The organism is Bradyrhizobium sp. MI1.10, from assembly GCF_055811035.1.
On the sequence record NZ_JBVVPN010000066.1, the window covers coordinates 1 to 12,717 of the forward strand.

Annotated in this window: 14 protein-coding genes; 7 read left to right on the top strand and 7 right to left on the bottom strand. The window is 62.6% G+C overall.

All coding sequences use genetic code 11. The annotated features are described in order from the left end of the window. The first annotated feature begins 823 nt into the window (after positions 1-823). Positions 824-1,942: a DUF2336 domain-containing protein gene (locus tag AC0L3K_RS37035; protein ID WP_007600948.1), complete on the top strand. Its 1,119-nt coding sequence runs from the start codon at positions 824-826 to the stop codon at positions 1,940-1,942. Between the two features lie 58 nt (positions 1,943-2,000). After that, positions 2,001-2,252 carry a hypothetical protein gene (locus AC0L3K_RS37040; RefSeq protein ID WP_354128121.1) on the top strand — a complete coding sequence of 84 codons (252 nt, stop codon included), beginning with the start codon at positions 2,001-2,003 and terminating at the stop codon, positions 2,250-2,252. Positions 2,253-2,577: 325 nt separating this feature from the next. Here the strand turns inward: AC0L3K_RS37040 and AC0L3K_RS37045 are convergent, their stop codons facing one another. Beyond that, complete coding sequence (locus tag AC0L3K_RS37045) at positions 2,578-3,075, bottom strand: GNAT family N-acetyltransferase (protein WP_007600952.1); 498 nt, start codon at positions 3,073-3,075, stop codon at positions 2,578-2,580. A 162-nt stretch (positions 3,076-3,237) separates the two neighbouring features. On the opposite strand from AC0L3K_RS37045, the gene soxC reads away from it, so the two are divergent. Genes soxC through AC0L3K_RS37065 form a run of 4 tightly spaced genes read left to right on the top strand, consistent with a single transcriptional unit; the run spans position 3,238 to position 5,923 of the window. Beyond that, positions 3,238-4,509 (top strand): sulfite dehydrogenase, encoded by a 1,272-nt coding sequence (gene soxC, locus AC0L3K_RS37050; protein WP_007600954.1) that lies wholly within the window; start codon positions 3,238-3,240, stop codon positions 4,507-4,509. Next, positions 4,496-5,044: a c-type cytochrome gene (locus tag AC0L3K_RS37055; protein WP_007600955.1), complete on the top strand. Its 549-nt coding sequence runs from the start codon at positions 4,496-4,498 to the stop codon at positions 5,042-5,044. Before soxC ends, AC0L3K_RS37055 begins: the two co-directional genes overlap by 14 nt. Positions 5,045-5,054: 10 nt before the next feature. Beyond that, entirely contained in the window at positions 5,055-5,525 is a 471-nt protein-coding gene (locus tag AC0L3K_RS37060) for a DUF302 domain-containing protein (RefSeq protein WP_007600956.1), read from the top strand. A gap of 44 nt (positions 5,526-5,569) precedes the next feature. Next, positions 5,570-5,923: a hypothetical protein gene (locus AC0L3K_RS37065; RefSeq protein WP_007600957.1), complete on the top strand. Its 354-nt coding sequence runs from the start codon at positions 5,570-5,572 to the stop codon at positions 5,921-5,923. Between the two features lie 94 nt (positions 5,924-6,017). Here the strand turns inward: AC0L3K_RS37065 and AC0L3K_RS37070 are convergent, their stop codons facing one another. Further along, a complete protein-coding gene (locus tag AC0L3K_RS37070) occupies positions 6,018-7,007 on the bottom strand; it encodes an alpha/beta fold hydrolase (protein ID WP_007600958.1) in 990 nt (329 codons plus the stop codon). A gap of 258 nt (positions 7,008-7,265) precedes the next feature. Between AC0L3K_RS37070 and AC0L3K_RS37075 the strand changes: the two genes are divergently transcribed. Beyond that, on the top strand, positions 7,266-7,880 hold the full coding sequence (locus AC0L3K_RS37075) for a TetR/AcrR family transcriptional regulator (RefSeq protein ID WP_007600959.1): 615 nt from the start codon (positions 7,266-7,268) through the stop codon (positions 7,878-7,880). A 259-nt stretch (positions 7,881-8,139) separates the two neighbouring features. Here AC0L3K_RS37075 and feoB read toward each other — a convergent pair whose 3' ends face one another. The 5 genes from feoB to fumC all read right to left on the bottom strand — a co-directional run bounded on the left by feoB (position 8,140) and on the right by fumC (position 12,637). Continuing rightward, positions 8,140-10,011 carry a ferrous iron transporter B gene (feoB, locus tag AC0L3K_RS37080; protein ID WP_007600960.1) on the bottom strand — a complete coding sequence of 624 codons (1,872 nt, stop codon included), beginning with the start codon at positions 10,009-10,011 and terminating at the stop codon, positions 8,140-8,142. A gap of 20 nt (positions 10,012-10,031) precedes the next feature. Further along, the gene (locus AC0L3K_RS37085; RefSeq protein WP_007600961.1) at positions 10,032-10,307 is read right to left on the bottom strand and encodes a FeoA family protein; all 276 of its coding nucleotides are present in this window, start codon (positions 10,305-10,307) and stop codon (positions 10,032-10,034) included. A 140-nt stretch (positions 10,308-10,447) separates the two neighbouring features. Then, entirely contained in the window at positions 10,448-10,702 is a 255-nt protein-coding gene (locus AC0L3K_RS37090; protein WP_007600962.1) for a ribbon-helix-helix domain-containing protein, read from the bottom strand. Beyond that, positions 10,699-10,887: a DUF4169 family protein gene (locus AC0L3K_RS37095; RefSeq protein WP_007600963.1), complete on the bottom strand. Its 189-nt coding sequence runs from the start codon at positions 10,885-10,887 to the stop codon at positions 10,699-10,701. The genes AC0L3K_RS37090 and AC0L3K_RS37095 overlap by 4 nt, the downstream gene beginning before the upstream one ends. Before the next feature lie 277 nt (positions 10,888-11,164). Next, a complete protein-coding gene (fumC, locus tag AC0L3K_RS37100; RefSeq protein WP_219683513.1) occupies positions 11,165-12,637 on the bottom strand; it encodes a class II fumarate hydratase in 1,473 nt (490 codons plus the stop codon). Between the last annotated feature and the right edge of the window lie 80 nt (positions 12,638-12,717).

Here is a 12,717-nt window from a genome sequence, read left to right on the forward strand (position 1 = left end):
CCGCTCTGAAGATATTCCGTGACGTCCTCGACGCTCCACGATTTCAGCCCGGTGCGGGCGGCGCCATCGAGCCGTGGGGGGGGCCCCCCCCCCCCCCCCGGGGCCCCCCCCCCCGGGGGGGGGCCCCCCGCCGCCGGCGACCGCCGCGCTGCCGACGCTGGTGTCGCCGGATCCCGTGCCGGAGCCGTCGCTGCAGGATGTGCCGATGCCCGGCCGCGATCCGCGCCGCGCGCCGCCGCCGAAGCCCAAGGCGGATATCAGGGTTGCGCCGACACCGAAGCCGCCGCACGCCGCTCCCGCGGCGCCAAGCCCGCCACTGACAAGCCCTCCACTCACAAGCCAGCCGCTTGCAAGCCAACAGATCGCACCGCTGCCCCCGCCGATCGACGTGAGGCCGGCCCCGGGCCCGCCGCCCGCAAAGCCCAGGCCCAAGCCGCCGCTGGTGCTGACGCCGTCGAATCCGTGATTGGTTTGGAGGTCGGGCCGCTCGCCTTCTTAACCTCTCCCGCTTGCGGGAGAGGTCGGCGCGTCCGGGCGATGCGAAGCATCGTCCCGCGTGCCGGGTGAGGGCTCTCTCCTCTGGGGGAATCCCTCCGTTGAGACACCCTCTCCCAACCCTCTCCCGCAGGCGGGAGAGGGAGCGCACCTTCGCCGGTGGCCCACCGGTAAACTCATTCCCTCGCTTTTTAACGAATTTTGCCCGGCAAAACTGATCTGCCGACTTTACCGGATTCTCGCGTTTGTTCCCTAGTCTCTGTTCCCAGAGGAACTCGGCGTCCTGCGGCACAAGCAGGATGGCTAGCCAAGAACTGGGGTCATCGGGATGAACGGCGCGACAACACTTCTGCAGGATCTGGACGACGCGATCGCACGCGGCACCGACGAAAGCCGGAACAAGGCGTTGTGGCATGCGACCGACATTCTGATCACCGGCCGCTACAGCGACGACGAGATCAGCACGTTCGGCGAGGTCATCGGCCGGCTCGCCGACGAGATCGAGGTTGCTGCGCGGGTGCAGCTCTCTGAGGTCATGGCAGCCTGCGATCACGCTCCGCTCAATGTCATTGCGCAACTCGCGACCGCCGACGAGATCGAGGTCGCAGGCCCCGTGCTGCGCGACTCCAATCGTATCGACGAGAAGCTGCTGATCGAGAGCGCCATGACCAAGAGCCAGTCGCATCTGCTCGCGATCGCCCAGCGCAAGTCGATCGGCGAGGCCGTCACCGACGTGCTGGTCAAGCGCGGCGACCAGGAGGTCGTGACGTCGGTTGCCCGGAACGAGGGCGCGCGCTTCTCCGGCTCGGGCCTGCTCCACATGGTTCGCCGTGCCGAGGGTGACTCGATTCTTGCCGAGCAGCTTGGCCTGCGCAAGGACGTGCCGCGTCACATCTTCCAGCAGCTGATCTCGAAGGCGTCGGAGGACGTCCGCCGCCGGCTCGAGCACGAGCGCCCAGAAATGATGGCGCAGATCCAGAGTTCGGTGAGCGACGTCACCGGCGACCTGCAATCCAAGTTCGGCCCATCCTCGCGCAGCTATTTCGTCGCCAAGCGCGTGGTGACGACGCAGTACCGGCAGGGCAACCTCAACCAGGATTCGATCTCGAACTATGCGCGCCAGCACCGCTTCGACGAGGTGCAGATCGGGCTGTCGCTGCTGTCATCGCTGCCTGTCGACGTGATCGAGCGTGCGATGATGGACCGCAATCGCGAGATGATCCTGGTGCTGTGCAAGGCGCTCGATTTCTCATGGGACACCACGATGTCGCTGCTGTTCCTCGGCGCCAAGGATCATCTGATCACGGCGCGCGAGCTCCACGACAACGAGCGCGATTTCGGCAAGCTCAAGATCGAGACCTCGCGCAGCGTCTTGAAGTTCTACCAGTCGCGCAAGACCGGCACCGATCCCGTCACGGGTCGTCAGCCCGAGCTGCAGGTGCACTGAGCGGTCCACCGAACAGGTACACCGAGCATCATCCGGGAATTGGCAGGGAGTATTTGCAATGTTGCCTCAATTCGGCACCGCCGTTCGCAAGAATCCAAACAAGGACCTCAACAAGGCCGCAGCCGGCGAGATCGGCGGGGGAGCAGCGGACCAGGCCTCGGTCGATGCCGCCTGGCTCGTGCTGGAAGCCGCCAACGACCTCGGTGACCACGCCGCGATCGAAGCTTGCCGCCGCGTCATCGACGCCGAGCTGAACGGCACGGTGGCCGGCAGCGCGGATGTCGATCTCGTGCTGGGGTATTTCAGGTAGGGCACCTGAGGCGTCCGCTCCATCCGCGTTACGCGGCTGTTTCCACACCGTCATTGCGAGCGCAGCGAAGCAATCCAGAATCTTCCCGCGGAGGCGGTCTGGATTGCTTCGCGGAGCCTGTCATCGGGCCGCGCTTCGCGCGGACCCGGTGGCTCGCAATGACGGAGAGCAGGGTACCACCGCCGCTCCTTCAATGGCACGCCAATGCGCCGACAGCGGCGCAGCTGTAGGATGGGTAGAGCCCTTGCGAAACCCATCTTGCCTCCGGGCGTGTTGATGCGTGATGGGTTCGCTTCGCTCTACCCATCCTACGAACTTGCGTCTCTCACCGCCGGATACGGTAGATCACGACGTCTTCGCCGTGACGGAATGTGCTTCGCTCGAAGAGATAGTTGGCCTTCTCCAGAACGCGGCGCGATGCGCCGTTGCCGACGTAGACCAGGCCGATGAGGGACGGCAGCTGGTGGTGTAACAGTCCGATATCCGTCAGTGCGGACGCGGTCTCGCTTGCAAGTCCACGGCCCCAGAATTCGCGCTTGAACGCATAGGCAATCTCGATCTCGTCGATATCGTCCACCAGGATGTGCCGGATGCCCGCTCGCCCGGCGAATGCCCCGTCTTTCGTTCGCAACACCCACAGCCCGAAGCCATGCTGGTCCCAATGCGCCATATTGGCGTCGAGATAGGTCTTGGTCCTTTCCGCCGGGCGCACGCCGCCGAGATATCGGGACACCTCGGCATCGAGATGCAATGCGACGAGGTCCGCGAGGTGATCCTCACGAAGCCTCTCGGCAGTCAGGTTCTCGGTGCTGAAATGATCCATGGACCCGGATAGCCGCTTTCGGAGCAGGGCAGGATGACGCGCCTTCGCCACCCATCATGATTTCTAACACATCCTAACGGGCAATTTCGGCGGCATTCGGTCAATGTTCCCATGGAAAAGCGGTGGAATTTCCAAATCAGCACGAAGGTCGACGGAGATTGCATGACGTCCAAAACGCAAATCGAATCACCGTCACGGCCCGCGAGCGTCTCGCGTCGTGGTTTTGTGGGAGGCCTGTCGGCGGGCGTTCTGGGCGCGGTTGCGACCGAAGCGGCGGTGGCGCAAACGCTGGCCGAAATCCCTGATCGCGGGCCCGGCGCCGATCTCGGTGCGCACAGCGAACGATCGCGCTTCGTCAAGATCGATCGCATTCCCGAGGCGGGACCTGGCAAGCGCAACGTCGACCCCAGTGATGCCATCAATTCCAAGACGCCGCATCAGAAGCTGGTGGGCAACATCACGCCAACCGATCTGCATTACGAGCGCAGCCATTCCGGGGTGCCGGACATCGATCCCGCGCAGCACCGTCTGCTCATCCATGGCCTGGTTCGGAAGCCGCTGGTGTTCAGCGTCGACGATCTCAAGCGGATGCCGTCGGTTACGCGCGTGGTCTTCATCGAATGCACTGGAAACGGATGGGAAAACTGGAAGAAGGCGGACCCTGATCTGACGGTGCAGAACACGCACGGCCTCGTCAGCACCAATGAGTGGACCGGCGTTCCGCTGAAGTTCCTGATTGGTCTCTCGGGCAAGGAGAAGAACTCGAACTGGATGCTCGCCGAGGGAGGCGATGGCGCGGGCGTCGACCGCAGCATTCCGCTGACCGACGAAATCGTGAACGAGGCCTTTATCGCCTACGGTCAGAACGGCGAACCACTGCGCCCCGCGCATGGATTTCCAATGCGGCTGGTGATGCCGGGCTTCGAGGGCAATCTCAACATCAAATGGCTGCGCCGTCTCAAGTTCGGCACTGAGCCCTGGATGACCCGCTGGGAAACGGCGCGCTACACGCAGCTGCTGGCCAACGGCACGGCCCGCCAGTTTCAGCTGAGGATGGAAACCAACTCCGTCATCACGCAGCCCTCGGGCACGATGCAGATCCAGCCCGGCTACAACATAATCTCCGGTCTCGCCTGGAGCGGCCATGGCAAGATCGCCAAGGTCGAGATATCGACCGACGGCGCGAAAATCTGGAAACAGGCGCAGCTGAATCAGCCGGTGCTGTCGAAGGCGCAGGTTCGATTCCAGATGGACTGGGTCTGGGACGGCAAGCCGACAAGGATCGTGAGTCGCTCGACCGATGAGCAAGGCAACGTTCAGCCGGACCGGCAATCCTTCATCGCCGCGACGGGGAGCAATGCGCTGTTCCACTACAATGCGCAGCAGACCTGGAGCATCGACGAGGCCGGGAGGGTCCGCAATGTCCTCGCATAACAATCGGCTTGTCGCAGCGGCTCTCACGCTCGGCCTGCTCGCGGCGCCCGCATTTGCATTCGATTTCGGCCGTCCCGCGACTCCGGAGGAGATCAAGCTATGGGACATCGACGTCGCACCCGATGGCAAGGGTCTGCCTGTGGGCAGCGGCACGGTTGCGCAAGGTAAGCAGGTCTTCGCCGACAATTGCGCGGCCTGTCATGGCGACAATGGCCAGGGCGGGATCAAGGATCGTCTGGCCGGTGGGCAGGGCACACTCGCCTCCAGCGCGCCTGTCAAGACCGTCGGCAGCTTCTGGCCTTATGCGACGACCTTGTACGACTACATTCACCGCGCGATGCCATATCCCACACCGGGTTCGCTCAGCACCGACGACACCTATGCCGTCACCGCCTACATCCTGAGTCTGAACGGCATCGTTCCTCCCGACGGCAAGGTCGACAAGGACAGCTTGCCGAAGATCAAGATGCCCAACCGCGACGGCTTCATTCCGGATCCGCAATTCGATCCGGCAAAACTATTCCGCAAGAAATGAGCGTGTGATCATGAGGGTTTCGGCGCTGCTCAAGATCCTCGTCCTGGTTGCTGCGACATGTTTATGGGAGACCCAAGCAATGGCCGTCGACGGACTCATCACGATCAGGAGCAGTTTCGGGCCTGAAGAGACGATGAAGCGGCTGGAAGCGGAAGTGACGGCCAAGGGCCTCACAATATTCGCCCATGTCGATCACGCCGCGGGCGCCGCCGCTGCCGGCCTGCCGTTGCGCCCGACCAATCTCATCATCTTCGGGAACGCCAGGGGTGGTACGCCATTGATGCAGCAGTCGCAGACCAGCGGCATCGATCTGCCGCTGAAGGCGCTGGTCTGGCAGGACGAGCAAGGCGCGACCTGGTTGTCCTACAACGATCCGGCGTATATCGCCGGGCGTCACGGCATCGGCGAGCCGGCCAAGGCTGCAATTGTCGCCATGACGGCGGCCCTGCACGCGATCGCGACCAAGGTCACCGCACCCTAGCGTGACGGGATGGCCGCGCGACGCATCGCCATGAGGAGAGATCCATGAACAGCACAGACGGGCAACCGGAATCACCCGCTCCCGGAGACGGCAAGATCGCCAGATGGCTGGTCATAGCGGTGTTATGCGCCTTCCTCGTCGGTGCCGGCGCGCTCGGCTATCTTGGCTGGTTCAGCACGACGACGGAGGTGCCAGCGTCGGGTTATGTCGCACTGGTGCTCGGTGTCGTGTTTTCGCTGGTCGTCGGCATCGGCTTGATGGCGCTGGTGTTCTACAGCAGCCGCAAGGGTTACGACGAACCGGCCGTGCTGATCCAGGAGCCGGAGAGCGATTCGAACGAAGAAGACGTCAGTTCGGGCCCCAGTACACCGAGCGAACGCACTGAGCGAGTACGCTGAGCCGGATAGCTCGGCATCGAGATGCAATGCGACGAGGAGGCCGGCCAGGTGATCTTCACGAAGCCCCTCGGCGCTTAGCCTCGCAAGACCGGGCTCAGCTTCCTGAATCTTTCAACCAGGAGGCAATCGTCTGATTAAGGTAGTCCGGCACTTCATGCTGAATGAAGTGGCCAACGCCAGGTACGATTTTGACCGTGAGATTGTCGGGATTTTCAATCCATGACTTTTCCAAATCAATAGTGCTTAGCAAAGCGTGGCTCTCCTCGATTCCGTGCACATGCAAGACCGGGCATTTGATCGCGGCACCGGTGAGCTTCTTCATGGTTGGATCGAAAAGATTGAGCGCAAGCTGAGAAAACGCGTAGTTGGCTTTGTAATAATTCATCATGGACGTGATGGAGGATTTCGCGAAAGCCTCGATGTATCGACTCCTAACTTGGGGATCGACGACCCAGTATGCCAAATCCTGCGCAGTCAGATTGTCGCCTTTGCCTCGAGCGAAGAACCGTGTGGCGTAGGCGCTGGCCTTGGCCTGCGCGATAGGGTGGTTCCAAGGGAGCAACTCCCTCGTGATGGCGCCTGGATGAGGCACGCTGAGGACGACAAGTCTTTCGATCAGATCCGGATTTTGCCCGGTGAATAGCCACGATAAAGCGGCGCCCCAGTCGTGCCCAATCAGGATGGCCTTGCGCCCGTTTGCCTCTGCATCGATCACGGCGCGGATGTCATCAAGGAGAACCGGAAACTTATAGTTCTCGACACCTTCTGGCCGATCGCTCAAATCGTAACCGCGCAGATCAAGGGCGACCACCTGATAATTTGCTGAAAATTCCTGGAGCTGATTTCGCCAGGAATACCAAAAGTCGGGAAATCCGTGCACAAACACCATCAGCGGTTTTTGATTGGATCCCATGGTGACGTAGTGGATTTTCGTTCCCGCATTCTCCGCATATCTGTGCTGAAGGTTCGGATCCTTATCGATATCAGCGGCAGGCTCACTCAAAGCGGCAGGGATTTTATTGTGCCAGATGGCATCGCCTGACGTCTCTCCGGAAACGACGCGAGTGGACATCGCAGTGAACATGGCAGCTCCTAAAAGCATCATCACGCAGGATCTAGAGGCCATCTCAGTGATCCCGTTCGCTGGAGCAGTTGCCGAAACTGAAGTGGCTCGAACTCATGAGTATTTCCTGCGCAGCAATCCGGGAGAGTGTCGTGCCCTCGCATGCAACTTCTGGAGGTCGATTTGAGAGCGGTGGTACAACGGGCACATTTACTATGGTGATCGCCATAGTATGGCGATCACCATAGCGGTGTCAAGCCAGGCATGTTACGTTGAAGGATGCCCCGTAAGACTGACGCCCGCGCTCGCGCGATTGCCACTGCCGAGCGACTGTTTCGCATCCAAGGCTACACTGCGACGGGATTGAACCAGATCATCGAAGAAAGCGGCTCGCCCAAAGGATCGTTCTATTTTCATTTTCCGCGCGGTAAGGCACAGCTCGCAGAAGAAGCAATCGATCGCTACGTTGCGAGTAGAATTGCTGTGTTGCGGGCTATCTCGGCGAATACGACCGGTGATGCCCTGAGTTTCGTTCGTCAGATTTTCGGCGCGTTCGCGGCCGAAATGGTCGCCTCTGATTTCCAGTATGGATGTCTCATGCAAAATCTGGCGAACGAGCTTCCTGCACTCGACGCTGATCTGACCAAGCGAGTCGCGCGCGGATTTGCTGATTCAACCGAGATCGTTGTGGAGCATTTCAGGGGGTGCGGTTTCACTTCCGCGCGCGCTTCTTCGACCGCTTCCGCGTTGGTCGCTGCCGTCGAAGGCGCACGTACGATCGCCCGCCTGGAACGGACAGCGGCTATATTCGACGCGCTGGCGGATGTGAGTGTTCAGGGGTGGGCGGCCCCCGAGGGGCGACCCGCGGTCAGCTCTCGGCGGAGCGGACGGTAGCTGCAACGGCGGACTTCCTTGCCGCTGCGCACTATGCCGGCCTATCTTGCCGCCACGGAACGTCGCGCCAATTCTCCGACGATACCATCATGCGCCTGTTTTGCCCGACGGTGCAACCGCCGAACAGCCGGTCGCGCGGATTGTGCGGGCTCTATCCGGCTGCGGCCTGACGATTTTCACACACGCGTAACCCATTGATCTCACAGCGTCGGTCTACTGTGCATGGGGTTGTTTTCGCGCTTTTTATTTTCGGGAGGGGCTATCCCGCCCCGAACGCGACCGCGACATTGTAGGTCAGAAGGCTCGCGGCATAGGCCAGCACCAGCATGTAGAAGAAGGTCACGGCCATCCAGGTCCAGCTTCCGGTCTCGCGCCGGATCACGGCCAGCGTGGATGCGCATTGCGGGGCGAAGATGTACCAGGCCAGCATCGATAGCGCGGTCGCGAGCGACCATTTCGTCGCCAGCACCTGGCCGATCTGCTCGGCCGCTTCCTTGCCGCCTTCGATCGCATAGACGGTGCCGAGTGCTGCGACCGCGACCTCGCGCGCCGCCATGCCCGGGATCAGCGCGACCGCGATCTGCCAGTTGAAGCCGACCGGCGCGAGCAGCGGCTCGAGCGCTTTGCCGATGATCGCGGCCAGGCTGAAGTCGATCGCCGGTTCGGTTGCGCCCGCGGGCGGCTGCGGGAACGAGGCCAGGAACCAGATCAGCACCATCATCGAGAAGATCGTGGTGCCGGCACGGTGCAGGAACATCTTGGCCCGCGTGTAGACGCCGATCGCGATCGATTTCAGCCGCGGCATTTTGTAGTCCGGCAGCTCCAGCATGAACGGCGCCGGCGCATAGTCGCGCAGCATGAAGAACTTGATCAGGAACGAGACGGCAAGCGCGCTGATGATGCCGGCAGCGTAGAGGCCGAACATCACGAGGCCCTGGAGGTTGATGAAGCCCCAGACGTCTCTGGCCGGAATGAAGGCGGAGATGATCAGCGTGTAGACGGGAATGCGCGCCGAGCAGGTCATCAGCGGCGCGATCAGGATGGTGGTCAGCCGGTCGCGCTTGTTGTCGATCACGCGCGTCGCCATGATGCCGGGAATGGCGCAGGCAAAGCTCGACAGCAGCGGAATGAAGGCGCGGCCGTGCAGGCCGGCGCCGCCCATGATGCGGTCCATCAGGAACGCGGCGCGCGCCATGTAGCCGAAATCTTCCAGCAGCAGGATGAACAGGAAGATGATGATGATCTGCGGCAGGAACACGATGACGCTGCCGACGCCTGATATCACGCCGTTCTGAAGGAAGCTCTGCAGCAGGCCGGCGGGCAGGGTCGCATGCACGAACTCGCCGAGGGAGTCGAAGCCCGAATTGAGCAGCTCCATCAGCGGCTGCGCCCAGGCGAACACCGCCTGGAACATCACGAACAGGATAGCCGCGAGCACGATCAGCCCGCCGACGGGATGCAGCACGATCGCGTCGATCCGCGCGGTCCAGGTGTCGGGCCTGCTGGGCAGGCTGACGCAGTCTGCGATGATGCGGTCGGCTTCGCGCTGGGTGGCGCGCAAATCGGCCACGCTGAGCGCCCGCCAATTGTTCTCTCCCGGCTCGGCCGCGAGCTTTGCCGAAATCTCGTCGGTCAGCGACAGCAGGTCGGCGGTGCCGCCCTTGCGCACCGCGATCGAGGTGACCACGGGCACGCCGAGCTCCTTGGCGAGCCGCTCGACGTCGACAGTGATGCCGCGGCGGGTCGCGATGTCGAACATGTTGAGCACGAGGATCATCGGCCGGCCGGTGCGCTTGAGCTCCAGCAGCAGCCGAATGGTCAGGCGCAGATTGGTGGAATCGGCCACGCACAGCACCAGGTCGGGCACGATCTCGCCGGTGGCTTTGCCGAGCACGAAGTCGCGGGTGATCTCCTCGTCCGGGCTGCGGCCGCGCAGCGAATAGGTGCCGGGCAGGTCGACCACGGAGACCTGGCGTCCCATGGGCGTGACGAAGAAGCCTTCCTTGCGTTCGACGGTGACGCCGGGATAGTTCGCGACCTTCTGCCGGCTGCCGGTCAGCGCATTGAACAGCGAGGTCTTGCCGCTGTTTGGCGTGCCGACCAGGGCGAGATGAAGTAGGGGCAATTCCATGGAATTAGGGTCCGGTCGCTTCAGGCGACGATGATGGCCATGGCTTCGCGACGGCGGACCGCGATGGTGATGCTGTCGACCCGCACGGCGATCGGGTCGCGCCCGACCAGCCCCTCGTGCAGGACCTCGACCCGGGCGCCCTCGACGAAGCCGAGCTCGATCAGCCGGCTCTCGAGCTCGATGTCCGAGAGCGCCGAACCTGCGTCCTTCGGGGAAAGGTGCTGGATGACGCCGGTATAGCCGCGCTGGGCCAGGCCCAGCGGCATCTGCGGACGTGTATCATGGATGTCGGTCATGCCCTGTATTTTCAACGCAGGGCATCGAGGTCAAGCGCGCTCGGTCGCTGAAACTGCACCTTAGAGTGATTTTAAAGTATCAGCTTCGTGACGGAGGCGATTGGCGCCAAGATCGGGCACCAAGCTCGGCGCCAAGACGGCTACTGGGCCGGGACTTTTTCCGCCTGGATGGCGGCCATGGCGCGGCTCTTGAAGTAGTCGAGCACGAACAGGCGGATCGCCGAGGACAGATTGCCCTGCTGGCGGTTGCCGTCGATCTCGCCGACCAACTCGGACAGCGTCATGTTGCGCAGGCCCGAGATCTCCTTCATGCCGTTCCAGAACGCCTCTTCCAGGCTGACGCTGGTCTTGTGGCCGGCGACGACGATCGACCGTTTCACGACGGGCGACTTCATGGCTGCTCCTCGCGATCGATCCGGTGCTGGTCCAGGTGCGCCTTCGCCTGGTCCGCGCGCGTCTCCTCCGCCGACCGCTCCGCCTTCGTGCGGCCGAACTTCGTTCGGTTGGCGTCCGCCTGCTTCGCCGTGGCTTCCCGCTCGGCGCGCTTCCGGAAACGATTCAGGTTGATGACGTTCGCCATGTCGCGTCTCCATCATCCGATCCTCCGTGGGCAGGATGAAACATTCAGAAACTGTGCGCCGCACTGCGCCCAATGAGACTTGATCGCCATTCGCTTGTCCTCGTCAATCGACCCTTGGGCCATCAAACGATGAATTCCGCCCCGTTGGGGACGGAGGGGCTGCGTAACACGCAATCCCGCCGCGACATTGACGGTAATCAAATCCCGTCCTTTAAGCCCTACATTTAATGGAGCTTGGGGCTCCGTATCATTACGGATGGCTATCGGAATTCGGAATTTATCCCGGGCTGGTCATCTTCTCGGGGCGCACCAGGCGGTCGAACTCCTCCGCCGAGACGAAGCCGAGCCGCAGCGCCTCTTCCTTCAGCGTGGTGCCGTTGGCATGTGCCGTCTTGGCCACCTTGGCCGCGTTGTCGTAGCCGATCTTGGGGGCAAGCGCCGTCACCAGCATCAGCGAACGCTGCATCAGTTCCTTGATGCGCTTCTCGTCGGCGCGGATGCCGCTGACGCAATGCTCGGTGAAGGAGCGTGCGGCGTCCGCCATCAGCCGGATCGAGTGCAGCATGTTGTAGGCCAGCACGGGCTTGTAGACGTTGAGTTCGAAATGGCCCTGGCTGCCGGCCACCGTGATCGCGGTGTGATTGCCGAACACCTGGCAGCACACCATGGTCATCGCCTCGCACTGCGTCGGATTGACCTTGCCCGGCATGATCGAGGAGCCCGGCTCGTTCTCCGGCAGCATTAGTTCGCCGAGGCCCGAACGCGGACCCGATCCGAGCAGGCGGATGTCGTTGGCGATCTTGAACAGTCCTGTCGCGACCGAATTGATGGCGCCGTGCGCCAGCACATAGGCGTCGTTCGAGGCCAGCGCCTCGAATTTGTTGGCGGCGCTGGTGAAGGGCAGCTTGGTAATCCCGGCAACGTGCTTTGCGAAAAGTTTTGCAAAGCGCGGCTTCGAATTGAGGCCGGTGCCGACGGCGGTGCCGCCCTGCGCCAGCGGATAGAGCTCCTTCACGGCGACCTTGAGCCGGGCGATGCCGCTTTCGACCTGCGCGGCATAGCCGGAAAATTCCTGGCCGAGCGTCAGCGGCGTCGCGTCCTGGGTGTGGGTGCGGCCGATCTTGACGATCTTTGCGAACTCCTTCTCCTTCTTGCGCAGCGCGCGCAGCAATTCGCCGAGGGCAGGGACGAGATCGGCGGTGATGCGGCTTGCCGCCGCGATATGCATCGCGGTCGGGAACGAGTCGTTCGACGACTGGCTCATGTTGACGTGATCGTTGGGATGCACCGGCTTCTTGGTGCCGAGCTCGCCGCCGAGCATCTCATTGGCGCGGTTGGCGATGACCTCGTTGAGATTCATGTTGCTCTGGGTGCCCGAGCCGGTCTGCCACACCACCAGCGGAAAATGATCGTCCAGCTTGCCCTCGATCACCTCGCGCGCGGCGCGGATAACGGCGTTGGCGCGGCGCTGGTCGAGCAGGCCGAGCTCCTGGTTGGACTGCGCCGCGGCGAGCTTGACGATGCCGAGCGCATGCACGAGCGAGATCGGCATGCGATCGGTGCCGATCCGGAAATTCTGGCGCGAGCGTTCGGTCTGCGCCCCCCAATAGCGATCGGCGAGGACCTCGATGGGGCCGAAGCTGTCGGTCTCGGTTCGGGTCGCCGGGCGCGAGGCGCGATCGGTCTTCGAACGGGAAGTCTTCGAGAGGGAAGTCTTCGAGGAGGAAGTTTTGGCCATGAGCACATCCATTCCGCCGCGCGAAATGCCGCGCGGCCTCTTCATGCGCCTCTATATAGGGAGTTTGGCCGCCTGCGACGGGCGCCAGTCCG

Excerpts from the sequence above, each read along its gene's own strand:
- AC0L3K_RS37035 (WP_007600948.1), top strand. The coding sequence starts at position 824 with ATGAACGGCGCGACAACACTTCTGCAGGATCTGGACGACGCGATCGCA.
- AC0L3K_RS37040 (WP_354128121.1), top strand. The coding sequence starts at position 2,001 with ATGTTGCCTCAATTCGGCACCGCCGTTCGCAAGAATCCAAACAAGGAC.
- AC0L3K_RS37045 (WP_007600952.1), bottom strand. The coding sequence starts at position 3,075 with ATGGATCATTTCAGCACCGAGAACCTGACTGCCGAGAGGCTTCGTGAG.
- soxC (WP_007600954.1), top strand. The coding sequence starts at position 3,238 with ATGACGTCCAAAACGCAAATCGAATCACCGTCACGGCCCGCGAGCGTC.
- AC0L3K_RS37055 (WP_007600955.1), top strand. The coding sequence starts at position 4,496 with ATGTCCTCGCATAACAATCGGCTTGTCGCAGCGGCTCTCACGCTCGGC.
- AC0L3K_RS37060 (WP_007600956.1), top strand. The coding sequence starts at position 5,055 with ATGAGGGTTTCGGCGCTGCTCAAGATCCTCGTCCTGGTTGCTGCGACA.
- AC0L3K_RS37065 (WP_007600957.1), top strand. The coding sequence starts at position 5,570 with ATGAACAGCACAGACGGGCAACCGGAATCACCCGCTCCCGGAGACGGC.
- AC0L3K_RS37070 (WP_007600958.1), bottom strand. The coding sequence starts at position 7,007 with ATGTTCACTGCGATGTCCACTCGCGTCGTTTCCGGAGAGACGTCAGGC.
- AC0L3K_RS37075 (WP_007600959.1), top strand. The coding sequence starts at position 7,266 with ATGCCCCGTAAGACTGACGCCCGCGCTCGCGCGATTGCCACTGCCGAG.
- feoB (WP_007600960.1), bottom strand. The coding sequence starts at position 10,011 with ATGGAATTGCCCCTACTTCATCTCGCCCTGGTCGGCACGCCAAACAGC.
- AC0L3K_RS37085 (WP_007600961.1), bottom strand. The coding sequence starts at position 10,307 with ATGACCGACATCCATGATACACGTCCGCAGATGCCGCTGGGCCTGGCC.
- AC0L3K_RS37090 (WP_007600962.1), bottom strand. The coding sequence starts at position 10,702 with ATGAAGTCGCCCGTCGTGAAACGGTCGATCGTCGTCGCCGGCCACAAG.
- AC0L3K_RS37095 (WP_007600963.1), bottom strand. The coding sequence starts at position 10,887 with ATGGCGAACGTCATCAACCTGAATCGTTTCCGGAAGCGCGCCGAGCGG.
- fumC (WP_219683513.1), bottom strand. The coding sequence starts at position 12,637 with ATGGATGTGCTCATGGCCAAAACTTCCTCCTCGAAGACTTCCCTCTCG.